Annotated in this window: 24 protein-coding genes; 13 read left to right on the top strand and 11 right to left on the bottom strand. The window is 64.9% G+C overall.

Going from position 1 to position 23,205, the window contains the following annotated elements:
- The first annotated feature begins 112 nt into the window (after positions 1–112).
- From V0R62_RS20535 to trpE, 5 genes are all read left to right on the top strand, one after another.
- Positions 113–1,360, top strand: a complete 1,248-nt coding sequence (locus V0R62_RS20535; RefSeq protein WP_186731676.1) for an ABC transporter permease — start codon at positions 113–115, stop codon at positions 1,358–1,360.
- Positions 1,361–1,371: 11 nt separating this feature from the next.
- Positions 1,372–2,199, top strand: coding sequence for an ABC transporter permease (locus tag V0R62_RS20530; protein WP_028689019.1), 828 nt, complete (start codon positions 1,372–1,374; stop codon positions 2,197–2,199).
- A 176-nt stretch (positions 2,200–2,375) separates the two neighbouring features.
- Positions 2,376–3,050 carry a ribulose-phosphate 3-epimerase gene (rpe, locus tag V0R62_RS20525; RefSeq protein ID WP_110734670.1) on the top strand — a complete coding sequence of 225 codons (675 nt, stop codon included), beginning with the start codon at positions 2,376–2,378 and terminating at the stop codon, positions 3,048–3,050.
- The gene (locus V0R62_RS20520; protein WP_050703527.1) at positions 3,047–3,865 is read left to right on the top strand and encodes a phosphoglycolate phosphatase; all 819 of its coding nucleotides are present in this window, start codon (positions 3,047–3,049) and stop codon (positions 3,863–3,865) included. The genes rpe and V0R62_RS20520 overlap by 4 nt, the downstream gene beginning before the upstream one ends.
- A gap of 71 nt (positions 3,866–3,936) precedes the next feature.
- A complete protein-coding gene (gene trpE, locus V0R62_RS20515; protein WP_330104998.1) occupies positions 3,937–5,418 on the top strand; it encodes an anthranilate synthase component I in 1,482 nt (493 codons plus the stop codon).
- A 111-nt stretch (positions 5,419–5,529) separates the two neighbouring features.
- On the opposite strand, the gene estP is transcribed toward trpE, so the two are convergent.
- The gene (estP, locus tag V0R62_RS20510) at positions 5,530–7,434 is read right to left on the bottom strand and encodes an esterase EstP (protein WP_330104997.1); all 1,905 of its coding nucleotides are present in this window, start codon (positions 7,432–7,434) and stop codon (positions 5,530–5,532) included.
- 376 nt (positions 7,435–7,810) lie between these two features.
- Between estP and V0R62_RS20505 the strand changes: the two genes are divergently transcribed.
- From V0R62_RS20505 to V0R62_RS20490, 4 genes are all read left to right on the top strand, one after another.
- Positions 7,811–8,404 carry an aminodeoxychorismate/anthranilate synthase component II gene (locus tag V0R62_RS20505; RefSeq protein ID WP_330104996.1) on the top strand — a complete coding sequence of 198 codons (594 nt, stop codon included), beginning with the start codon at positions 7,811–7,813 and terminating at the stop codon, positions 8,402–8,404.
- Positions 8,405–8,413: 9 nt separating this feature from the next.
- A complete protein-coding gene (gene trpD / locus V0R62_RS20500; protein WP_186731674.1) occupies positions 8,414–9,463 on the top strand; it encodes an anthranilate phosphoribosyltransferase in 1,050 nt (349 codons plus the stop codon).
- Positions 9,460–10,293: an indole-3-glycerol phosphate synthase TrpC gene (gene trpC, locus V0R62_RS20495; RefSeq protein WP_330104995.1), complete on the top strand. Its 834-nt coding sequence runs from the start codon at positions 9,460–9,462 to the stop codon at positions 10,291–10,293. Before trpD ends, trpC begins: the two co-directional genes overlap by 4 nt.
- 129 nt (positions 10,294–10,422) lie before the next feature.
- Positions 10,423–11,127, top strand: coding sequence for a lipoate--protein ligase family protein (locus V0R62_RS20490; protein WP_330104994.1), 705 nt, complete (start codon positions 10,423–10,425; stop codon positions 11,125–11,127).
- A 152-nt stretch (positions 11,128–11,279) separates the two neighbouring features.
- On the opposite strand, the gene crp is transcribed toward V0R62_RS20490, so the two are convergent.
- Positions 11,280–11,924 carry a cAMP-activated global transcriptional regulator CRP gene (gene crp, locus V0R62_RS20485; RefSeq protein ID WP_050703538.1) on the bottom strand — a complete coding sequence of 215 codons (645 nt, stop codon included), beginning with the start codon at positions 11,922–11,924 and terminating at the stop codon, positions 11,280–11,282.
- A 189-nt stretch (positions 11,925–12,113) separates the two neighbouring features.
- Between crp and V0R62_RS20480 the strand changes: the two genes are divergently transcribed.
- Positions 12,114–12,536: an OsmC family protein gene (locus V0R62_RS20480; RefSeq protein WP_028689009.1), complete on the top strand. Its 423-nt coding sequence runs from the start codon at positions 12,114–12,116 to the stop codon at positions 12,534–12,536.
- Positions 12,537–12,556: 20 nt separating this feature from the next.
- Here the strand turns inward: V0R62_RS20480 and V0R62_RS20475 are convergent, their stop codons facing one another.
- From V0R62_RS20475 to hemJ, 7 genes are all read right to left on the bottom strand, one after another.
- Positions 12,557–12,982, bottom strand: a complete 426-nt coding sequence (locus V0R62_RS20475; RefSeq protein ID WP_330104993.1) for a hypothetical protein — start codon at positions 12,980–12,982, stop codon at positions 12,557–12,559.
- A gap of 2 nt (positions 12,983–12,984) precedes the next feature.
- Entirely contained in the window at positions 12,985–14,022 is a 1,038-nt protein-coding gene (locus V0R62_RS20470; protein ID WP_094011453.1) for a DUF2157 domain-containing protein, read from the bottom strand.
- Positions 14,023–14,032: 10 nt separating this feature from the next.
- Positions 14,033–14,680 (bottom strand): 2-polyprenyl-3-methyl-6-methoxy-1,4-benzoquinone monooxygenase, encoded by a 648-nt coding sequence (gene coq7 / locus V0R62_RS20465; protein WP_330104992.1) that lies wholly within the window; start codon positions 14,678–14,680, stop codon positions 14,033–14,035.
- Between the two features lie 66 nt (positions 14,681–14,746).
- The gene (locus V0R62_RS20460) at positions 14,747–15,085 is read right to left on the bottom strand and encodes a histidine triad nucleotide-binding protein (RefSeq protein WP_110734636.1); all 339 of its coding nucleotides are present in this window, start codon (positions 15,083–15,085) and stop codon (positions 14,747–14,749) included.
- A gap of 64 nt (positions 15,086–15,149) precedes the next feature.
- A complete protein-coding gene (locus V0R62_RS20455; protein ID WP_330104991.1) occupies positions 15,150–15,932 on the bottom strand; it encodes an SDR family NAD(P)-dependent oxidoreductase in 783 nt (260 codons plus the stop codon).
- Positions 15,933–15,983: 51 nt separating this feature from the next.
- Positions 15,984–16,940 (bottom strand): NAD(P)H-dependent flavin oxidoreductase, encoded by a 957-nt coding sequence (locus tag V0R62_RS20450; protein WP_330104990.1) that lies wholly within the window; start codon positions 16,938–16,940, stop codon positions 15,984–15,986.
- A gap of 30 nt (positions 16,941–16,970) precedes the next feature.
- Positions 16,971–17,396 (bottom strand): protoporphyrinogen oxidase HemJ, encoded by a 426-nt coding sequence (hemJ, locus tag V0R62_RS20445; RefSeq protein ID WP_050703542.1) that lies wholly within the window; start codon positions 17,394–17,396, stop codon positions 16,971–16,973.
- Positions 17,397–17,536: 140 nt separating this feature from the next.
- Between hemJ and argC the strand changes: the two genes are divergently transcribed.
- Complete coding sequence (gene argC / locus V0R62_RS20440) at positions 17,537–18,571, top strand: N-acetyl-gamma-glutamyl-phosphate reductase (protein WP_186731668.1); 1,035 nt, start codon at positions 17,537–17,539, stop codon at positions 18,569–18,571.
- A gap of 146 nt (positions 18,572–18,717) precedes the next feature.
- Positions 18,718–19,068 carry an iron-sulfur cluster insertion protein ErpA gene (erpA, locus tag V0R62_RS20435; protein WP_050703544.1) on the top strand — a complete coding sequence of 117 codons (351 nt, stop codon included), beginning with the start codon at positions 18,718–18,720 and terminating at the stop codon, positions 19,066–19,068.
- A 60-nt stretch (positions 19,069–19,128) separates the two neighbouring features.
- Here erpA and V0R62_RS20430 read toward each other — a convergent pair whose 3' ends face one another.
- The gene (locus tag V0R62_RS20430; protein WP_330104989.1) at positions 19,129–20,220 is read right to left on the bottom strand and encodes an anhydro-N-acetylmuramic acid kinase; all 1,092 of its coding nucleotides are present in this window, start codon (positions 20,218–20,220) and stop codon (positions 19,129–19,131) included.
- 1 nt (position 20,221) lies between these two features.
- Positions 20,222–21,637, bottom strand: coding sequence for a peptidoglycan DD-metalloendopeptidase family protein (locus V0R62_RS20425; protein ID WP_330104988.1), 1,416 nt, complete (start codon positions 21,635–21,637; stop codon positions 20,222–20,224).
- Between the two features lie 213 nt (positions 21,638–21,850).
- Here V0R62_RS20425 and tyrS point away from each other — a divergent pair, with 213 nt between their 5' ends.
- Positions 21,851–23,050: a tyrosine--tRNA ligase gene (tyrS, locus tag V0R62_RS20420; protein ID WP_050703547.1), complete on the top strand. Its 1,200-nt coding sequence runs from the start codon at positions 21,851–21,853 to the stop codon at positions 23,048–23,050.
- Positions 23,051–23,205: the final 155 nt, after the last annotated feature.

Raw genomic sequence — 23,205 nt, 5'->3', positions numbered from 1 at the left:
TTGCAGCCCTTTCGCGGCACAAGGCCGCTCCTACAGTTAGCGCGTCAAGCCTGAGATCACCGCTGTCCTTTTGAAGCGGCCTCAATGTTTCCCTGATTTCCCGGAGTTCGCCATGGCCATTGCAGTGCCCCTCAACGAAGGCGCGGGTAAAAGCCTCAAGCAGCGCCTCAAGCATGCCGAGCGGGTCAACCGCTGGAAGGCCCAGGCGTTGATCGCGCCGCTGGCGCTGTTCCTCCTGCTGGTGTTCCTGGTGCCAATCGCGGCGCTGCTGTACAAGAGCGTCGGCAACCCCGAGGTGGTCGCTGGCCTGCCGCGCACCGTCGAGGCGGTGGCGCAGTGGGACGGCAAGAGCCTGCCCGGCGAGGAGGTCTACAAAGCCCTCAGCCAGGACCTGGCCGAGTCGCGCAAGAACCAGACCCTGGGCGACCTTTCCAAGCGCCTGAACATGGAGCTGGCCGGCTACCGCAGCCTGCTGGCCAAGACCGCGCGTGCGCTGCCGTTCAAGGCCGAGCCCGCGTCCTATAAAGATGCCCTGCAAGCGCTGGACGAGCGTTGGGGTGACCCGGCCTACTGGCAGGCGATCCGCCGCAACACCAGCACGGTCACCTCTTTCTACCTGCTGGCCTCCGTCGATCACCGCATCGACGACCTCGGCGAACTGGCCAAGGCCACGCCGGACCAGGCCATCTACCTGGATATCTTTGCCCGCACCCTGTGGATGGGCGTGGTTATCACCGCCATCTGCCTGGTGCTGGCCTACCCGTTGGCGTACCTGCTGGCCAACCTGCCGACCCGGCAAAGCAACCTGCTGATGATCCTGGTGCTGCTGCCGTTCTGGACCTCGATCCTGGTGCGGGTGGCGGCGTGGATCGTGCTGTTGCAGTCGGGCGGGCTGATCAACAGCGCGCTGATGGCCATCGGCATCATCGACCAACCGCTGGAACTGGTGTTCAACCGTACCGGCGTGTACATCTCGATGGTGCACATCCTGCTGCCGTTCATGATCCTGCCGCTGTACAGCGTGATGAAGGGTATTTCGCCCAGTTACATGCGCGCGGCGATTTCCCTGGGTTGCCATCCGTTCGCCAGTTTCTGGCGGGTTTACTTCCCGCAGACCTATGCCGGTGTTGGCGCAGGCTGCCTGTTGGTTTTCATCCTGGCCATCGGCTACTACATCACCCCGGCGCTGCTGGGCAGCCCGAACGACCAGATGGTCAGCTACTTCGTCGCCTTCTACACCAACACCAGCATCAACTGGGGCATGGCCACCGCCCTGGGCGGGCTGTTGCTGCTGGCGACCGTGCTGCTGTACCTGATCTATAGCTGGCTGGTCGGCGCCAGCCGCTTGCGCCTGAGTTGAGGAGCCTTGTCATGCTGAGCCCCTACATGTCGCCCGTGGAACGGGTGTGGTTCTACAGCCTGCGCATCCTGTGCGGTCTGATCCTGCTGTTCCTGGTGCTGCCGGTGCTGGTGATCATCCCGCTGTCGTTCAACAGCGGGAGCTTCCTGGTGTACCCGCTGCAAGGTTTCTCGCTGCACTGGTACCAGGACTTCTTCGCTTCCGCCGAATGGATGCGCGCCCTGAAGAACAGCATCATCGTCGCCCCGGCGGCCACGGTGCTGGCCATGGTGTTCGGCACCCTGGCGGCCATCGGCCTGACTCGCGGTGACTTTCCCGGCAAGTCGCTGGTGATGGCGCTGGTGATCTCGCCGATGGTGGTGCCGGTGGTGATCATCGGCGTGGCCAGCTACCTGTTCTTCGCCCCGCTGGGCATGGGCAACAGCTTCACCTCGCTGATCCTGGTGCACGCGGTGCTGGGCGTGCCGTTCGTGATCATCACCGTGTCGGCTACGCTGCAGGGCTTCAACTACAACCTGGTGCGCGCGGCGGCCAGCCTGGGGGCCTCGCCATTGCTGGCCTTCCGTCGGGTGACCTTGCCGTTGATCGCCCCCGGGGTGATCTCCGGGGCGCTGTTTGCCTTCGCCACGTCGTTCGATGAGGTGGTAGTGACCCTGTTCCTCGCAGGGCCCGAGCAGGCGACCCTGCCACGGCAGATGTTCAGCGGCATTCGCGAGAACCTGAGCCCGACCATCGCGGCGGCGGCCACCTTGCTGATCGCCTTCTCGGTGATCCTGCTGCTGACCCTGGAGTGGCTGCGCGGGCGCAGCGAGAAGCTGAGGACCCAGCAGCCGGCCTGACTGTGGGGAGGGCTTTGCCCTCCTTTCGCGGCGCAAGGCCGCTCCTACAAGGGATCGCGGTCTCCTGCAGGAGCGGCCTTGTGCCGCGAAAGGGGGGGCAATTGATACCAATCAGCCCTCATCCGCTTCCCTGAGTTACAATGCGCGCCACCGTGATTCTGCCCAACAGGTGCGCCATGCAGCCCTACGCTATTGCCCCCTCCATTCTGTCCGCCGATTTCGCCCGCCTGGGCGAGGACGTCGACAAGGTCCTGGCCGCCGGGGCCGACATCGTCCACTTCGATGTCATGGACAACCACTACGTGCCCAACCTGACCATCGGCCCGATGGTCTGCAGCGCCCTGCGCAAGTACGGCGTGACCGCGCCGATCGACGTGCACCTGATGGTCAGCCCGGTCGACCGCATCATCGGCGACTTCATCGAGGCCGGCGCCACCTACATCACCTTCCACCCGGAAGCCTCCCAGCACGTCGACCGCTCGCTGCAACTGATCCGCGACGGCGGCTGCAAGGCCGGCCTGGTGTTCAACCCGGCCACCGGCCTGGATGCGCTGAAGTACGTGATGGACAAGGTCGACATGGTCCTGCTGATGAGCGTCAACCCAGGCTTCGGCGGGCAGAAGTTCATCCCCGGCACCCTCGACAAGCTGCGCGAGGCCCGCGCCCTGATCGATGCCAGCGGCCGTGACATCCGCCTGGAGATCGACGGCGGCGTCAACGTAGGCAACATCCGCGAGATCACCGCCGCCGGCGCTGACACCTTCGTGGCCGGCTCGGCGATCTTCAACGCCCCGGACTACAAGGAAGTCATCGACAAGATGCGTGCCGAAATGGCGCTGGCACGCGCATGAGCGGCTTCGAGCAGCTGTTCCCGGGGACACTGCCCAGGCTGGTGATGTTCGATCTGGATGGCACCCTGATCGATTCGGTACCCGACCTGGCCGCAGCCGTCGACCGCACGCTGCTCGAACTCGGGCGCCCGCCCGCAGGCCTGGAGGCGGTGCGCCACTGGGTCGGCAACGGCGCCCAGGTGCTGGTGCGCCGGGCCCTGGCCGGCGATATCGATCACGCCGCGGTGGACGACGAGCTGGCCGAGCGCGCGCTGGCGCTGTTCATGGAAGCCTATGCCGACAACCATGAACTCACCGTGGTCTACCCCGGCGTGCGCGATACCCTACGCTGGCTGCGCAAGCAGGGCGTGGAGATGGCGCTGATCACCAACAAGCCCGAACGCTTCGTCGCCCCCTTGCTCGACCAGATGAAGATCGGTCGCTATTTCCGCTGGATCATCGGCGGCGACACCCTGCCACAGAAGAAGCCCGACCCGGCGGCGCTGCTGTTCGTCATGAAGATGGCCGGCGTCAGTGCCGAACAATCGCTGTTCGTCGGCGATTCGCGCAGCGACGTGCTGGCCGCCAAGGCCGCCGGCGTCCAGTGCGTCGGCCTGAGCTACGGCTACAACCATGGCCGGCCGATCGACGACGAGTCGCCCAGCCTGGTCATCGACGACCTGCGCCTGCTGCTGCCCGGTTGCTTAGTCACCGACACTGGGATAACGTTGGCGGACCTTCAAGCCCCGCAAAGCAGAGACAACAACGTGGTGGTTACCGGCAAATTCTGGATGAAAGTCATCAAGGCCCTGGCCCGCTGGCGCTGGCGCGCCTGACGCCTGCCCACCGGCGCCTGCCGGTACATCCGTTTGCCCGCTCCCCATTGCTGCTTGCCCCGAGGCTACACATGACCCGCGAAGAATTCCTGCGCCTGGCCGCTGCCGGCTACAACCGCATTCCCCTGGCCTGCGAAACCCTGGCCGACTTCGACACGCCGCTGTCGATCTACCTGAAGCTGGCCGACCAACCCAACTCCTACCTGCTCGAGTCCGTGCAGGGCGGCGAGAAGTGGGGCCGCTATTCGATGATCGGCCTGCCGTCGCGCACCGTGCTGCGCGTGCACGGTTACCACGTCAGCATCCTGCAGGATGGCGTCGAGGTGGAAAGCCACGACGTCGAGGATCCGCTGGCCTTCGTCGAGGCGTTCAAGGATCGCTACAAGGTCGCCGACATTCCTGGCTTGCCACGTTTCAACGGTGGCCTGGTGGGCTATTTCGGCTACGACTGCGTGCGCTATGTGGAAAAACGCCTGGGTGCCAGCCCCAACCCGGATCCGCTGGGGGTGCCGGATATCCTGCTGATGGTCTCCGATGCCGTGGTGGTGTTCGACAACCTGGCGGGCAAGATGCACGCCATCGTGCTGGTCGACCCGGCCGAGACGCAGGCCTTCGAGCAAGGGCAGGCCCGCCTGCAGGGGCTTCTGGAGACCCTGCGCCAGCCGATCACCCCGCGCCGTGGCCTGGACCTGAGCGGGCCGATGGCCGCCGAGCCGGCGTTCCGCTCCAGCTACACACAAGCCGACTACGAAAGCGCCGTGGGCCGCATCAAGGAGTACATCCTGGCCGGCGACTGCATGCAGGTGGTGCCGTCCCAGCGCATGTCCATCGACTTCAAGGCTGCGCCCATCGACCTGTACCGGGCGCTGCGCTGCTTCAACCCGACGCCGTACATGTACTTCTTCAACTTCGGCGACTTCCATGTGGTCGGCAGTTCGCCGGAAGTGCTGGTGCGGGTCGAGGATAACCTGGTCACCGTGCGGCCGATCGCCGGCACCCGTCCGCGGGGCGCCACCGAAGAAGCCGACCGGGCGCTGGAAGACGACCTGCTGTCGGACGACAAGGAAATCGCCGAGCACCTGATGCTCATCGACCTGGGCCGCAACGATGTGGGCCGCGTGTCGGCCACCGGCAGCGTGCGTCTGACCGAAAAAATGGTGATCGAGCGATACTCGAACGTCATGCATATCGTGTCCAACGTCACCGGCCAGCTGAATGAGGGGCTGACGGCCATGGACGCGCTGCGGGCGATCCTGCCGGCCGGTACCCTCTCCGGCGCACCGAAGATCCGCGCCATGGAGATCATCGACGAGCTGGAGCCGGTCAAGCGCGGTGTCTACGGTGGCGCGGTGGGCTACTTTGCCTGGAACGGCAACATGGATACCGCCATCGCCATCCGTACCGCGGTGATCAAGGACGGCGAACTGCATGTGCAGGCCGGTGGCGGCATCGTCGCCGACTCGGTGCCGGCGCTGGAGTGGGAAGAAACCATCAACAAGCGGCGGGCGATGTTCCGCGCGGTGGCGCTGGCCGAGCAGACCACCGCCAAGTAGATCGATTGGGGCTGCTTTGCAGCCCATTCGCGGCTAAAGCCCTAACAGGTTGGCGTAGTACCTGTAGGAGCGGCTTTAGCCGCGAATGGGCCGCAGAGCGGCCCCAAAGATCTAGAAGTCGACGCTGACCCCCAGGCTCACCCCTTGCTGGGTCAATTCATCACTCTTGCGCCAGTTGTAGTTACCTCGCAGGTTCACCCCCGGCACCAGCTCATGGGTCAGCCCCAGGCTGGCGCGGGTCAGGTTGCTGTGCGGCGTATAGCCGGTCAAGGTGAAGTCGTTCGCCGGCAGGCTGGTCAGGTGCATGCGCAGGTCCTGCTGGTCATCCTCGAACTCGTGCTCCCGGGCGACCTCGGCGAACAGCTTCGTGCCCTGCAGCACCTGCACACTGCCAAGAACTCCCACGCCAAGGCGCCGCGACGTGCGCTCCTGGTCATCGAAGCCAAGCGCGGTCGAGCGCCCGCTTTTCTCGTCATACCCATCGACCTTGACCCGCGCATAATCGGCGCTGATGAACGGCGCCAGTTGCCAGCGGCTGCTCTCGGCCGCCAGGTTGTAGCCCACCCGGCCGGTGACGGCCCAGGCCTCGCCATCGCTGTCGCCTTTCTCGCTGCGCTCTCCAATCCCCAGGGCGAAGGTGCGCTTGAGGTCGCGGTAGTCCAGGTGCCCGGCGGTCAGTGCCGCGTCGGCCCACCAGCGATCCTGACGGAACTGGGCGAAGGCGCTGGCCAGGTAGCTGTCGAGCTTGTAGTCGGAATCTTCCTGGCCGGCCTCGAGCTTTTGCCGGTACACGCCCGCCGCCAGCCCCACGCGCCAGGCGTCATCCAGCCGATAGCTGCCGCCGAGGGTCAGGTTGTAGCCGCGCCCGTCGCCACTGGCGGCGCTGCGCTGGCTGCCGAAGTCCAGGTCCTGGCCGCCGGTGGCGACGAACGCCTGCCATTGACCGACCGCCTGCCAGGGCGTTTGCCACTGGTTGCGCAGTTCATCCTGGTGGGCGCGGAGGCTGGCGTGGGCGATTTCCGGCAGCAGGGTCAGTTCCCAGGGCGCGGCGAGGATCGAATAGGCATAGTCGGCAATCAGTTGCTGTCCGGCGATGGTCGGGTGCACCGAGTCGTTGAACAGCAGCCGAGTCGGGTCCGGCGTCGTGCCGTTCGCCCCGTAGACCGGGTTGCCCACGCAGCCGTCGCCGCTGTAGCAGGTGCCGACCAGGTTCTGCTCGGCGGCCAGGCCGAACTGGGCAGGGCTGGCCAGGGCCTCGCGCAGCAGTGCCGGGACATTCAGCGGGATGATCTCGGCGTCGACCTGCCCGAGCTGGTTGACCAGCGACTGGTTGAACACGCCGGACAGCTGCGACAGCGGCCCTTGCTGGGGTGTGCCGCTGAAGTTCGGTGTCTGCCCCAGGTCCGGCAGCAGCCAGACCATGATGTAGCGCGCGCCGCCCTGTTGCAGCGCCTGGGCGCTGGCCGCCAGGCGGGCACCAGCGGCGGCCGCGCCGGCGGGGCTGTTGACCAGGCCCTGGAGGAAGTCGTTGCCGCCACCGGTCAGGTAGTACAGGGCATTGGGATCGGCCCGCAGGCCGTTGGCCAGGTAGCCGTCACGCTCGCGCAGTACCGTGCCGGCGCCGGGGCGCCCAGGTGGGATGACGGCTTGCGAGGTGTCGGTGATCGAGTCGAGGATCTGCTGCGTGGTGTAGCCGCCCACGGCCCAGTTGTTGCCGTCCGGCGTGCCTTGCAGCTGGTTGGTCAGCGACGTCGAGGGGCCCAGGCTGGTTCCGGAAAAGCCCAGCCTGCCACCCAGGATCATCGGCGACACCGGCGCGTAGTTGCCATTGGCATCGCGGTTGGTGAAGCGCATGCCTGGCGTGCCGCCGGTCAGGTCGGGGAACTGCCCGGCGTCGCTGAGGCTGTCACCGAAGACAATGAGTGAGGAGTAGGGGGAGGGCGCGGCCATGATGGCCTGGCTGCAGGCGAGGGCGAGCATGCCGACGGTGGCGTGCAGGAAGGGGGTCTTGCGCATGCATGAATATCCTTTTCGTTGTTTTTATGAAGGCAAGCCGCATGAACATAGCAAATCGCCGGTCTTTGCCCAGCATGGCAATGTTTTTCCTGTGTTTAGGGGCATATTGCACCCGCCGTCCCGGTAGGTTACTGTCCCGGAACGTATGAACGAGACCTACCCTGTGTTGATCGTCAGCAAACTCTTGATGCGCGTTATCAAGGCCGTCGCCCGTTGGCGTTGGCGCGCCTGACTTTTTCTCCTGCCGGTTCGCCCGGCCCGTCCCCGTTTGCCTTCCCCACTTGTTCCGTCAACCGCCCCGTGCGGGTTCGGCCGCATTCATGAGCGGCAGCGGAAGGCTCGAATCAAAAGTCAGTATTCAAGAGGTTCGTTGCAGATGTTACTGATGATCGACAACTACGACTCCTTCACCTACAACGTCGTGCAGTACCTTGGCGAGCTGGGTGCCGAGGTCAAGGTCATTCGCAATGACGAAATGACCATCGCCCAGATCGAAGACCTGAACCCCGAGCGCATCGTCGTCTCCCCGGGCCCGTGCACGCCGAGCGAAGCCGGGGTCTCCATCGAGGCCATCCTGCATTTTGCCGGCAAACTGCCGATCCTGGGCGTTTGCCTGGGCCACCAGTCCATCGGCCAGGCCTTCGGCGGCGACGTGGTGCGCGCCCGCCAGGTGATGCATGGCAAGACCAGCCCGGTGCTGCACCGTGACCTGGGCGTATTCGCCGGCCTGAACAACCCGCTTACCGTGACCCGCTACCACTCGCTGGTGGTCAAGCGCGAAACCCTGCCCGACTGCCTGGAAGTGACCGCCTGGACCGCCCACGAAGACGGTACTGTCGACGAAATCATGGGCCTGCGTCATAAAACCCTGAACGTCGAAGGGGTACAGTTCCACCCCGAATCCATCCTCACCGAGCAGGGCCACGAGCTGTTCGCCAATTTCCTCAAACAGACCGGCGGACGCCGTTAAGGACCGATCATGGATATCAAGACCGCTTTGAGCCGTATCGTCGGCCACCTGGATTTGTCCACCGAGGAAATGCGCGACGTCATGCGCCAGATCATGACCGGCCAGTGCAGCGAGGCGCAGATCGGCGCTTTCCTCATGGGCATGCGCATGAAGAGCGAGAGCATCGACGAGATCGTCGGCGCGGTGTCGGTGATGCGTGAGCTGGCCGACAAGGTCGAGCTGAAGACCCTCGACGGCGTGGTCGACATCGTCGGCACCGGTGGCGATGGCGCCAATATCTTCAATGTGTCGACTGCTTCGGCCTTTGTCCTGGCGGCCGCCGGCTGCACCGTGGCCAAGCATGGCAACCGTGCCGTCTCCGGCAAGAGCGGCAGTGCCGACCTTCTGGAAGCCGCCGGTATCTACCTGAACCTGACCCCGGTGCAGGTCGCCCGCTGCATCGACAGCCTCGGCATCGGCTTCATGTTCGCCCAGACCCATCACAGTGCCATGAAGCACGCCGCCGGCCCTCGTCGCGATCTGGGGCTGCGTACCCTGTTCAACATGCTCGGCCCGCTTACGAATCCGGCCGGCGTGAAACACCAGGTGGTCGGGGTCTTCACCCAGGCCCTGTGCCGCCCGTTGGCCGAGGTGCTGCAGCGCCTGGGCAGCAAGCATGTGCTGGTGGTGCATTCGAAGGACGGCCTGGACGAGTTCAGCCTGGCCGCGCCGACCTTTGTCGCCGAACTGAAGAATGACCAGATCACCGAGTACTGGGTCGAGCCGGAAGACCTCGGCATGAAGAGCCAGAGCCTGCATGGCCTGGCGGTCGAGGGGCCGCAGGCTTCGCTGGAGCTGATCCGTGACGCCCTGGGCCGACGCAAGACCGAGAACGGCCAGAAGGCCGCCGAGATGATTGTTCTTAACGCTGGCGCAGCGCTGTACGCCGCCGACCACGCGATGACCCTGGCCCAGGGTGTCGAACTGGCCCACGATGTGCTGCACACCGGCCTGGCCTGGGAGAAACTGCAGGAGCTGGGCGCCTTTACCGCGGTATTCAAGGTGGAGAACGAAGCATGAGCGTACCGACGGTGCTGGAAAGAATCATCGCCCGCAAATTCCAGGAAGTGGCCGAGCGCAGCGCGCGGGTCAGCCTGGGGGAGCTCGAGCGCCTGGCCAAGGTGGCCGATGCGCCCCGTGGCTTTGCCAAGGCATTGATCGAACAGGCTGCGCGCAAGCAGCCGGCGGTGATCGCCGAGATCAAGAAGGCCTCGCCAAGCAAGGGCGTGATCCGCGAAAACTTCGTGCCGGCGGAGATTGCCGTCAGCTACGAGAAGGGTGGGGCGACCTGCCTGTCGGTGCTGACCGACGTGGACTACTTCCAGGGCGCCGACGTTTACCTGCAGCAGGCGCGTGCCGCCGTTTCGCTGCCGGTGATCCGTAAGGACTTCATGGTCGATCCGTACCAGATCGTCGAAGCCCGTGCCCTGGGCGCCGACTGCGTGCTGTTGATCGTCTCGGCGCTGGACGACGTGAAGATGGCCGAGCTGGCCGCCACCGCCAAGGACGTCGGCCTCGACGTGCTGGTCGAAGTGCATGACGGCGATGAGCTGGAGCGTGCGTTGAAGACCCTCGACACACCGTTGGTCGGGGTCAACAACCGCAACCTGCATACCTTCGAAGTCAGCCTGGAGACTACCCTCGACCTGCTGCCGCGCATCCCCCGCGATCGCCTGGCCATCACCGAGAGCGGCATCCTCAACCGTGCCGATGTCGAGCTGATGGAAATCAACGAGGTGTATTCGTTCCTGGTCGGCGAGGCGTTCATGCGCGCCGAGCAGCCAGGGTTGGAGCTGCAGCGGTTGTTCTTCCCCGAACAGGTGAAGAAGACCGTTCAGCAACTGGACTGATCGAACAGAGAGCCGGCATCGTTTGCCGGCTTTTTTGTATTCGAGAGCTTCATTGCGGGGCACCGTCCCAACGTGGGAGCGGGCTTGCCCCGCGATGAAGCCGGTGAACATCACATCAAAGGTGGATCAATGACCGATCAACCCCTGGCCCTTACCGTCGAACAAGGCCTGCACGCCGAACAGGACCTGCTGGCCGCCGTCTGCCGCGGCGAGCGCGAATCCGGCGTGCTGTTCTGGCGCCCGACCGACCATGCCTTGGTCATGCCCCGGCGCATGAGTCGCCTGGACAACTTCGAGGCCGCCTGCGCCGAGCTGGCCATCGCCGGCTGGCCGGTGCTGCTGCGCGAAACCGGTGGCGAGCCGGTGCCGCAATCCCATGCGACCGTCAACGTGGCACTGGTCTATGTGGCCCCGCGTAGCGAGGGTGACCAGGGCCGCATTGAGAATGCCTACGAGCGTCTGTGCCTGCCGCTGTGCGATGTCCTGCGCGAGTGGGGTGGTGTTGCCTCGGTGGGGGAGATTGACGGCGCCTTTTGCGATGGCCGCTACAACGTCAACCTCAATGGCCGCAAGCTGGTCGGCACGGCCCAGCGCTGGCGCCAGGGGCTGGGGGGCAAGCGCCCGGTGGTGCTGGTGCATGGCGCGCTGTTGCTGGACAACGAACGCGAATCGATGGTCGCGGCGGTCAACCGCTTCAATGAGTGTTGCGAACTGGAGCAGCGCTGCCGTGCCGACAGCCATATCGCCCTGCACGAGGTGGCGCCTGCGGCTCCCTGGTTCGAGCGCTTGAGCCAGGCATACAAGCAAGTGCTGGCGGAGCTGCCGAAGGATTAGGGTCTGTACGAAATGTGTCTGCGCGAAGGCCAGACAAGGCGAAACGGGGGGAGGAACGGCCGGGGTCGCGCCCGACTGTACTGGAGTACATGAGCATTCCGAGCCCCGTTTCAACGCAGTATGGGCGAGTGCAGATACATTTCGTACAGAGCCTAACGGGTGCCGTAGACCACCATGGTTTTACCCTTGACCTGCACCAGGCTGCGCTCCTCGAGGTCCTTGAGGACGCGGCCGACCATCTCCCGTGAACAACCGACGATACGACCGATCTCCTGGCGGGTGATCTTGATCTGCATGCCGTCGGGGTGGGTCATGGCGTCGGGTTGCTTGCACAGGTCGAGCAGGCAGCGGGCGACCCGCCCGGTGACATCGAAGAACGCCAGGTCGCCGACCTTGCGGGTGGTGTTGCGCAGGCGCTGGGCCATCTGGCTGCCCAGGGCATAGAGGATTTCCGGCTCCAGGCGTACCAGCTCACGGAATTTGTCGTAGCCGATCTCGGCCACTTCGCACTCGGTCTTGGCACGCACCCAGGCGCTGCGCTGATGTTCCTGGCCGGCCGGCTCGAACAGCCCCAGCTCGCCGAAGAAATCACCGCTGTTGAGGTAGGCGATGATCATCTCGTGGCCGTCGTCGTCCTCGATCAGGATGGTCACCGAGCCCTTGATGATGAACGACAAGGTCTCGGCCCGGTCACCGGCACAGATGATGTTGCTCTTGGCGGCGTAGCGACGGCGCTGGCAGTGGGCCAGCAGCTTGTCGATGTTCTTGATCTTGGGTGGCAGGGCTGAGGAGACCATCACGAAATCCTGTTCGATGCGACGCATTGGCTTTTTATAGAGGCGCCTGGCAGCATGCGCCAGTCATTTGGCGCCAGCTTATCAGACACTTCAACTTGAATCGGCACAAAAGCGACGCGGCTTGAGCTTTTCCGACAGCCTCGCAAGGTCTAAGCTGACACCCTTTTACGAAATCGGGAGTCCGGATAGATGAAGGCACGCATCCAGTGGGCCGGTGAAGCGATGTTCCTCGGCGAGTCGGGGAGCGGCCATGTCGTGGTCATGGATGGCCCACCCGAAGCCGGAGGTCGCAACCTGGGCGTGCGCCCGATGGAGATGCTCCTGCTCGGCCTGGGTGGCTGCAGCAGTTTCGACGTGGTCAGCATCCTCAAGAAGTCGCGCCAGGCCGTGGAAAGCTGCGAGGCCTTCCTGGAAGCCGAACGCGCCAGTGAAGACCCGAAGGTGTTCACCAAGATCCACCTCAACTTCGTGGTCAAGGGCCGCGGCTTGAAGGAGGCGCAGGTCAAGCGTGCGGTCGAGTTGTCGGCGGAGAAGTACTGCTCGGCCTCGATCATGCTGGATCGCGCGGGCGTCGAGATCACGCACGGTTACGAGATCGTCGAACTCGGTTGATCGAAGGCAGCGCCTGCCGGTCAGGCGCTTTGCTTGTGCAGGCGTTCGACACCTAGCAGCAACGCGAGCCCCGGGATCAGCGCAAGCACCAGCCAGGGCGTATTCACCCCGAGCAGGATGAGGATTTCGCTGCTGCTCCAAGTGGTGCCGAAGTGTTCGGCAAACACTTGGCACTGCAGCCACGCAGCCAACGTGCCAGCGAGCACGAACGTGCCGACCAGCAGTTGGCGGCTGGCTAAAAACACGCTGAGCAGCAGGAACAGCAGCTGCGCGGGCAGTGTGCCGAGCATCAGCTCGGCGGTGCTGTTGCTGTCAGGGTCGGTAAGTGTCGGCAGTTCCAGGCTGAAAGTGCTTTGCCCGACATCTGCGACCATCAGGCAAACGAACAGATAGGCGACCGGGATCAGGCCAAGGCCCTGCAGCAGCCGGGTGAGCGATCGTCCCATGTTCAGCGACGCAATGCCGGCAGCAGTTGCAACAGGCGTTCGGGTAGCTGTGCCCGAAGCTGCTCGCTCAATGCCTCACGTCGCTTCTGGTACAGCACGCCGAGACCGATCACGCCGAGGCCGATCAAGGTCAGTATGACCGGGAACAACAGGGAATCGGCGAACACCTCGTAGGACAGATAGCCCAGATAGGCCGCCACCCCCATCGCCCCGAACACCATGAACACGGGGCGGCGCAGCAGGACGGCCAGGCCCATCAGCCCCAGGTTGATCAGGCAGTACAGCGCCTTGCCCCACTCGCTGCCGCTGTCCATCAGCGTCAGCCCGCCCCAGAACGCCGCAAGGCCGGCGAGATAGCCCCAGAAGGCGTAGTCCCGACGGGTGCGTCCGTCGATCACCAGGAATACCAGCAGCAGGCCAAGGCCGAACCACAGCGAGACCGTGCGCCGTTGCTCCCAGCTGAACAGGTCGCCATGGAACCACTCGCTCAGGTCCATGGACATGAACCACAGGGCCACCGCGATCGGCATGACGATGAAAGGGAAGGGAATCAGGCGCAGCATCAGCAGCCCAGCCAGTACCGTCGCTGCCTCCATCGCCAACCAGCCACCCTGCACGTAGGTGTAGTACTGGTGGTAGTCGCCCTGGGCGTCGTCCAGCGGCCACCAGCCTGCCAGGCGCTCGATGGCGAACACCGCCAGCGGCACGATGCTGACCGCCACGGCGGCCAGCACGCCAGCGGCGACAGGCTGGTTGCGTCGCTGCAGCGACAGGGCGAACAGGGTGATCCCGGCGATATAGAGCAGGGCGATGGCCAGCAGTGCACCGTCGCCTATGCGCATCCAGGCCTCGGTGAGCAGCCAGCCCATGGCACCCATGATCAGCAGTGCGCCGAAGTAGAACGCCACATGGGCCAGCTGGAAGCTGGCGCGGCTTTCCGGCTGCTGGCGCAGGAAGGCCAGCAAGGCCTGGTCCTGCCCCGGGTGCAGCACGCCGGCGCTCACGGCGCGTGCCAGGTCCCTGGCGTCGAAACGTTCCATGGTGCGCGTCTCAGATTCGGTAGGTGCTCTTGGTCATGACCTTGGCCAGCAGGCTCATGCCGAAGCGCACGGGGGCCGGGAAACGGTAGCCGCCGGCTTCCAGCGCGGACTCGGCGTGGTGTTCCTCGTCGACACGCATCTGTTCGAGGATGGCGCGGGACTTGCCGTCGTTCTCGGGGATCTGCTCCAGATGTTCGTCCAGGTGCTTGCACACCTGATGCTCGGTGGCGGCGACGAAGCCCAGGCTGACCTTGTCGCTGACCAGGCCGGCGAGGGCGCCGATGCCGAACGACAGGCCGTAGAACACCGGGTTGAGCACGCTGGGGTGGCTGTTGAGCTGGCGAATGCGTTGTTCGCACCACGCCAGGTGGTCGATTTCTTCTTCCGCCGCATGCTCCATGGCCTTGCGCACCTGGGGCAGCTTGGCGGTCAGGGCCTGGCCCTGGTACAGCGCCTGGGCGCAGACTTCGCCGGTGTGGTTGATGCGCATCAGGCCGGCGATATGGCGGGTCTGCTGCTCGTCGAGTTCGGCGTCCGGCTGGACGATCGCCGGGGATGGGCGGGCGGGTTGGCCGCTGAAGGGCAGCAAGGTGCGCATGGCGGTATCGGCCTGCAGCAACAAGCGGTCGAGCGGCGAGTAGTGACGTTCGGTAGCCATCGGGCACCTCCGCTGAAGTGATGCCCGACAGTCTACCTCAATACCCCTGGACAGGCTTGCCTTGGATCAGCCCGGCGGCCAGTGCATCTGGCGCTGGCCAAGCACGTGCATGTGGATGTGGTAGACGGTCTGGCCGCCCTGCTCGTTGCAGTTCATCACCACGCGGAAGCCCTCTTCGCAGCCGAGTTCCCGGGCCAGGCGCTGGGCGGTGAACAGGATGTGGCCGGCCAGGCCTTTGTCCTCTTCGGTCAGGTCGTTGAGGGTGCGGATGTGTTTCTTCGGGATGACCAGGAAATGGACCGGGGCCTGGGGGGCGATATCGTGGAAGGCCAGGACCTGGTCGTCTTCGTAGATGATCTTCGCCGGGATCTCCCGGTTGATGATTCTGAGGAATAAATCGTCCACAGCACGTGCTCCATGGTGAGTGTCGGGGCTGAGTGTACTGAGCCCGCCGCCGCTCGCCCAGTGGCTATTCCATGCCGATCGGGCAATAGCGGCGATGGATCAGCCCGGCCAGCTTGCGCGTCAGCCAGCGCGGCAGCAGGCGCGGGGCGAAGGCCAGCCAGCGGTTGCGCCGGCCGGGCAGGATCAGCGCGCGGTTCTTGTCCAGGGCGCGGACGGTGTACAGGGCGATTTCCTCGGGGCTCAGGCAGCGGCTGTTACCGTCGAGCCGTGGGATGCGGCGCCTGGCCGAGCGCACCGGCCCCGGGCACAGCACCGAGACCTTGATCCCGGTGCGCCGCAGCTCCTCGCGCAGGGCCTCGGAAAAACTCAGTACATAGGCCTTGCTCGCCGCGTAGGCGGCCATCCACGGGCCCGGTGCGACCCCGGTCAACCCCGCGACGTTGAGGATCTGCCCGCCGCCCTGGATCGCCATCAGGTTGCCAATGGCGTGGCACAGGCGGCTGAGGGCAAGGATGTTGACCTCCAGCAGATCCTGTTCATCGGCCCATTCATGGGCCAGGAACGGCCCATAGGTGCGCTGCCCCGCGCAGTTCACCAGCAGGTCGATGCGCCGCTCGCCTTCCTCCAGCTCGAGGACGAAGCCCGACAGGCGCAGAGGCTGGCTGAGATCGCAGGCACGGAACAGCACTTCCACGCCAAAGCGTTGGGTGAGTTCTATGGCCACCGGCTCCAGCGTCTCGCGCTGGCGCGCCACCAGGATCAGGTTGCGCCCGCGCCGTGCCAGGGCTTCCGCCAGGGCCAGGCCCAGGCCGCTGGAAGCTCCGGTGATCATGGCGTAACGGGTCATGCAAGGCTCCTGGGGCGTAAGGGGCGCCTAGTGTACAGCCTGGCCGATTTGCTACAAGGCGTTGCTGCGCAGCTGCTGGCTGCGCGCCAGGGCGGCCCGGTACTCGTCCTGCAGGCGCCCGATCAGCTCGCCGGCGCTGGGCAGGTCATGGATCTCGCCGACACCCTGGCCGGCCGACCAGACTGTCTTCCAGGCCTTGGCCTCGTCATCCAGTGGCTTGAGCTTGCCGGCGTCATGGCCGCTCTTCAGCGCCGCCAGGTCGTAGCCGGCCTGTTCCAGGCTCTGGCGCAGGAAGCTGGCGGGGATGCCGGACACCACCGGGGTATGCACGATATCGGCGGCCCCGGCGCCCAGGATCATCTGCTTGTAGGCATCCTGGGCCTGGCTCTCGCGGGTGGCGATGAAGCGGGTGCCCATGTAGCCGAGGTCGGCCCCCAGCAATTGCGCGGCCAGCAGTTCATGGCCATGGTTCAGGCAGCCGGCCAGCAGCAGGGTCTTGTCGAAGAACTGGCGGATCTCCGCGACCAGGGCGAACGGGCTCCAGGTTCCGGCATGTCCGCCGGCGCCGGCGGCCACGGCGATCAACCCGTCGACGCCGGCCTCGGCGGCCTTCTCGGCGTGGCGACGGGTGGTCACGTCATGGAACACCAGGCCACCATAGCCGTGCACCGCGTCGACCACCTCCTTCACCGCGCCGAGGCTGGTGATGACGATGGGCACGCGATGTTCGACGCACAGTGCCAGGTCGGCCTGCAGGCGCGGATTGGTCGGGTGCACGATCAGGTTGACCGCATAGGGCGCAGGCGCCTGCAGCTCGGCCAGCCCGGCCTCGATCTCCTCCAGCCAGGCCTTGAACCCTGCGCTGTCACGCTGGTTCAGGGCAGGGAAGCTGCCCACCACGCCATTGGCGCAGCAGGCGAGCACCAGCTGGGGATTGGAGATCAGGAACATCGGCGCCGCCACCAGGGGCAGGCGCAGGCGTTGTTCGAGCGAGGCGGGCAGGGACATGGCGAAACTCCTGTAGGCGGGTGGATATCGTCAGAACGGTTTGACCACCACGAGAATTACGACGCCCAGCAGCATCAGCACCGGTGCCTCGTTGAACCAGCGGTAGTACACATGGCTGCGGGTGTTGGTGCCGGCGGCGAAGCGTTTGCGCTGGGCGCCGCACATGTGATGGTAGACGGTGAGCAGGGCCACCAGGGTGAGCTTGGCGTGGAGCCAGCCCTGGCTCAGCCAGCCGGGGTTCAGGTATAGCATCCAGCCGCCGAACACGTAGGTGGCGATCATCGCCGGATTCATGATGCCCCGGTACAGCTTGCGCTCCATGGTGGTGAAGCGCTCGAGGCTGATGCTGTCCTGGCTCTGGGCGTGATAGACGAACAGGCGTGGCAGGTAGAACAGGCCGGCGAACCAGCAGACCACGCTGACGATATGCAGCGCCTTGATCCATAGATAGAGCATGGGGAGTTCCTTCAGGTTTTCACGGTCGTCAGATAGTAGAGGCCAAGGGCCCGAAGGGTCATCCCAAGAGTTGTTACAGACGCCCTTGGCCCCTATTATCGTGCGCTTTCCAGTGGTCTCGTTGATAAGGGGCAAGCGTCATGATCAAGGTCGGTATCGTTGGCGGCACGGGTTACACCGGTGTCGAACTGCTGCGTCTGCTGGCGCAGCACCCACAGGCCGAAGTGGCGGTCATCACTTCGCGATCCGAAGCGGGCGTGGCGGTTGCCGACATGTACCCGAACCTGCGCGGCCACTACGACGGCCTGGCGTTCAGCGTGCCGGACAGCAAGACCCTGGCGGCCTGCGACGTGGTGTTCTTCGCCACCCCCCACGGTGTTGCCCATGCCCTGGCGGGCGAACTGCTGGCGGCCGGCACCAAGGTCATCGACCTCTCCGCCGACTTCCGCCTGCAGGACGCCGCCGAATGGGGCAAGTGGTACGGTCAGCCCCATGGCGCGCCAGAGCTGCTCAAGGATGCCGTCTACGGCCTGCCCGAGGTGAACCGCGAGAAGATCCGCCAGGCACGCCTGATCGCCGTACCGGGTTGCTACCCGACCGCCACCCAGCTGGGTTTGCTGCCGCTGCTGGAGGCCGGTCTGGCCGACCCATCGCGGCTGATCGCCGACTGCAAGTCGGGCGTCAGTGGCGCCGGTCGTGGCGCCGCTGTAGGTTCGCTGTTCTGCGAGGCTGGGGAGAGCATGAAGGCCTACGCGGTCAAGGGCCACCGTCACCTGCCGGAGATCAGCCAGGGCTTGCGCCAGGCTGCGGGCAAGGACATCGGCCTGACCTTCGTGCCGCACCTGACACCGATGATCCGTGGCATCCATGCCACCCTGTACGCGACGGTCGCCGATACCTCGGTCGACCTGCAGGCGCTGTTCGAGAAACGCTACGCCAATGAACCGTTCGTCGACGTGATGCCAGCCGGCAGCCATCCGGAAACCCGCAGCGTGCGCGGTGCCAACGTCTGCCGTATCGCCGTGCACCGGCCTCAGGGCGGTGACCTGGTGGTGGTGCTGTCGGTGATCGACAACCTGGTCAAGGGCGCGTCGGGCCAGGCGGTGCAGAACCTCAACATCCTGTTCGGCCTCGACGAGCGCATGGGTCTGTCCCACGCCGGGCTGCTGCCGTAAGCCGCCGGTCGTTGCCAGGGCCCGCCTCGCGCGGGCCTTTTTCATGGGGGGCGACTAAAGCCGCACAATTCTTGACCGATTTTCTCGGACAAGCGGATAATACCCGCCATCGAGTTTTATGGCGGCACTGCGCCGGGAGAATCAACATGAGCGTCGAAACCTTCACCCCCACGGCTTTGGAGTTCACTCCCGGGGCTGCGCACAAGGTGAAAACCCTGGTCAGCGAAGAGGGCAACGAGCGGCTGAAGCTGCGTGTGTTCGTGACCGGCGGCGGCTGCTCGGGCTTCCAGTACGGTTTCACCTTTGATGAAGACGTGGCCGACGACGACACCATCGTCGAGCGCGAAGGTGTTGCGCTGGTCGTCGACCCGATGAGCTACCAGTACCTGGCGGGCGCCGAAGTCGACTACCAGGAAGGCCTGGAAGGCTCGCGCTTCGTGATCAAGAACCCGAACGCAACCACTACCTGCGGTTGCGGTTCGTCGTTCTCGATCTGATCCGGACCCTGCTGTGAAAACGCCGCGCAATTGCGCGGCGTTTTGCATTCTGGCGGATGTTCAGGCGGGGTAGATTGCGCCGAGGATGCGCAGGCCGCGGGCGGCGGTCACGCTTGGGCGGTTGGCCGGGATGCCCTCCAGGCAGCAATGGGCCAGCCAGGCGAAGGCCATGGCCTCGACCCAATCCGGGTCCACGCCATGTGCGGCGGTGCTTGCAACTTTGGCAGCCGGCAGCAGGGCCGCCAGGCGCGCCATCAATGCACCGTTGCGCGCACCTCCGCCACAGACCAGCAGGGCCTCGGTGCCGTCCTGGGCCTGGCGCAGCGAGTCGATGATGCTGCGCGCCGTCAGCTCCAGCAGGGTGGCCTGGACATCTTCGTCACGGTACGCCGGCAGGCGCGCCAGATGGGCGTCCAGCCAGGGCAGGTTGAAGACTTCGCGGCCAGTGCTCTTCGGGCCGCTGCCGGCGAAGAACGGATCGCTCAGCAGGGCGCTCAGCAGGTCCTGCCGGACGCTGCCGCTGGCCGCCCAGGCGCCGTCGGCATCGAAAGCCTGGCCTTGCTTGCGTTCGATCCAGGCATCCAGCAGCACATTGCCCGGGCCGCAGTCGAAGCCATGCACCGGCTGCTCGCGTTCGATCAGGCTCAGGTTGCTGAAGCCACCCACGTTGAGGATCGCCAGGCGCTGGCCGAGATGACCGAACAGGGCCTCGTGAAACGCCGGTACCAGGGGCGCCCCCTGGCCGCCCGCCGCCACGTCGCGACGACGGAAGTCGCCCACCACGCAGATGCCGGTGAGTTCGGCCAGCAGGGCCGGGTTGCCGATCTGCACGGTGAAGCCACGGGCCGGCTCATGGCGAACCGTCTGGCCGTGGCTGCCGATGGCGCGGATGGCGTCGGGCGCCAGGCCCTGAGTGGACAGCAGGTGATTGATGCCCTGGGCCGCCAGGGTGGCCCAGCGGTTTTCCGCCAGGGCCGCACGGGCGATCTCGTCGGGGCCGCTGGCGCAGAGGCCGAGCAGGTCCTGGCGCAGGTCGACGGGCATGGGGATGTAATGGGTGGCGAGCAGCCGCAGCTGCTCGTCTTGCTCGATCAGGGCGATGTCCAGGCCATCGAGGCTGGTGCCGGACATCACCCCCAGGTAGAGCGCCATGTCAGCGCTTGTTGGCGGCGAGCAGGGTGGCCTTTTCCTGATCCATGCGGGCGATCAGGGGCTGGCTCTGCTGGTTGAAGCGCTGGCGCTCGGCCTTGGCGATCGGGTCGGCCATCGGCACCTTCTGGCTCAACGGGTCGACGTGGACACCGTTGACCTGGAACTCGTAGTGCAGGTGCGGGCCGGTCGACAGGCCGGTGGTGCCGATGTAGCCGATGATCTGCCCCTGCTTGACGCTGGAACCGGTCTTGATGCCCTTGGCGAAGCCCTGCATGTGGCCGTAGAGGGTCTTGTACGAATTGCCATGGGCGATGATCACGGTGTTGCCGTAGCCGCCGCGGCGGCCGGCCAGTTCGATGCGACCGTCGCCGGCGGCCTTGATCGGCGTGCCGCGCGGCGCGGCGTAGTCGACGCCCTTGTGCGCACGGATCTTGTTGAGGATCGGGTGCTTGCGCCCGGCCGAGAAGCGCGAGCTGATGCGGGCGAAGTCCACCGGGGTGCGGATGAACGCCTTGCGCAGGCTGTTGCCGTCGGCGGTGTAGTAGTTGGTGTTGCCCTGCTTGTTGGTGTAGCGCACGGCGGTGTAGGTCTTGCCGCGGTTGGTGAAGCGGGCGGAGAGGATGTTACCGGTACCGACCACCTTGCCGTCCATCATCTTCTGCTCGTAGACCACGTCGAATTCGTCGCCAGGGCGGATGTCCTGGGCGAAGTCGATGTCGTAGCCGAGGATGCGCGCCATGTCCATGGTCATGCTGTGGGACAGGCCGGCGCGCTGGGCGGAGGCGGACAGCGAGCTCTTGATCACGCCATGGGCGTAGGCGGTGCGGACCACCGGCTTGCTGACCTCGCGCTCGAAGGCGAAGCCCTTGTCGGTCCTGTTCAGGCGGATGGTCTCGAGGTTGCTGACCTTGCTGTGCAGGCTGGTCAGCTGGCCGTCCTTGTCCAGTTCGAACTGCAGCACCTGGCCGTGCTTGAGCTGGCTGAACTGCTTGGCCTGCTTGTTGCTCGCCAGCACGTCGTGGACGGCGTTGGCCGGCAGGCCGACCTTGTTGAACAGGGTGGAAAGCGTATCGCCGCGGCTGACCACCACTTCGCGGTGGCCCGGGGCCTTTTCTTCCGACTTGGCGGCGGGGGCTGGCGCCGGTTCTGCCTTGGCGGTTTCGGGCTCGGCGCCGTCGATCTGTGCGAATGGCGAGTCGCTGCTCTGCCCGGCCTCTACCAGGGGGGCGCTGCGGGACTCGTCCTTGAGCTGTTCTGCCGGGCTCTCGAGCTCCAGGCTGAGGGTGGTTTTCTTGGCTTCCACTTCGCTGGAAGGGAAGACCAGCAAGGCCAGGCTGAGGAGGGCGGCAATGCCGCTTGCGGCCAACAGATGGCTTTTCGGATAAAGCGGGGGCGCTTTAGGCGTTTCGTTGGTCATAGGTGAGGTGACTTTGAAAAAGGTGAAATGGAAAAGATGAATGACATGATGAAGATGAAATAACTGTATAAAATATAACCAAATCCATTGTCACGCAAGGGCGCGTAGACGTTGCGGTGCGCCGTTCGGGTCACAAACCTTTGCGAAACTTGTATTTGATGGCCGATCTTGTATGGTTGGCTCCCCTTGAATCCTAGCGTTGCGGGTCTGTCTATGAAGTCGGTTGAAGAGCAGCTGGCGCTTATCAAGCGCGGTGCGGAAGAGGTACTGGTCGAATCGGAACTGGTGGAGAAGCTCAAGCGTGGCCAACCGCTGCGCATCAAGGCGGGCTTCGATCCAACCGCGCCCGACCTGCACCTGGGGCACACGGTGCTGATCAACAAGCTGCGCCAGTTCCAGGAACTGGGGCATCAGGTCATCTTCCTGATCGGCGACTTCACCGGCATGATCGGCGACCCGAGCGGCAAGAGCGCCACCCGTCCGCCGCTGACCCGCGAGCAGGTGCTGGACAACGCTGAGACCTACAAGCAGCAAGTGTTCAAGATCCTCGACCCGGCCAAGACCGAGGTGGCGTTCAACTCCACCTGGATGGACAAGCTCACGCCTGCCGACTTCATTCGCCTGGCCTCGCAGTACACTGTGGCGCGCATGCTCGAGCGCGACGACTTCGACAAGCGCTACACCACCAACCAGCCGATCGCGATCCATGAGTTCCTCTATCCGCTGGTGCAGGGTTACGACTCCGTCGCCTTGAAGGCCGATGTCGAGCTGGGTGGCACCGACCAGAAGTTCAACCTGCTGATGGGGCGCGAGCTGCAACGCGCCTACGGTCAGGAGGCGCAGAATATCGTCACCATGCCGCTGCTCGAAGGGCTGGATGGCGTGAAGAAGATGTCCAAGTCGCTGGGCAATTATGTTGGCATCCAGGAAGCGCCCGGGGTGATGTACAGCAAGCTTGTGTCGATTCCCGATACCTTGATGTGGCGTTACTTCGAACTGCTGAGCTTCCGTTCGATGGAAGAGATCGATCAGTTCCGGGCGGACGTCGAGAACGGCGCCAACCCGCGCGACATCAAGATCAAGCTGGCTGAGGAGATCGTGGCTCGCTTCCATGGTGAAGAAGCTGCGGCCAATGCGCACCGTGCCGCGGGCAACCGCATGAAGGAAGGCGAATTGCCGGAGGATCTGCCGGAGATCGAAGTGGCTGCCGCTGAAGATCTGCCGATCGCCGCCGTGTTGAACCGGGCTGGCCTGGTGAAGAACTCGGCGCAGGCGCGGGATCTGCTCGGCGCTGGTGCGGTCAAGGTGGATGGCGCGGTGGTCGACCGTGACTTCATGTTCGTGATTGGCGCGACCCATGTGTGCCAGGCGGGCAAGAAGGCGTTTGCCCGGGTCAGCCTCAAGGCGGAGTGATCGCCTGGTGGTTTAGCTATATAGAAGCGGGGAGGCCGGTAGGCCTCCCCGCTTTTGTTTTGGGGCTTCTTAATATAGGTGCCAGGGTGGCAAGGCGTCGGCGAGCATCTGAAGCGATCTTTTTGATTTTTATGAAATTAACGGTTGACGCCTTC

This window comes from Pseudomonas carassii (genome assembly GCF_036324045.1).
GTDB lineage: Bacteria > Pseudomonadota > Gammaproteobacteria > Pseudomonadales > Pseudomonadaceae > Aquipseudomonas > Aquipseudomonas peradeniyensis.
The sequence above is the reverse complement of the archived record's forward strand: the minus strand, read 5'-3'. Positions and strand labels throughout refer to the sequence as shown.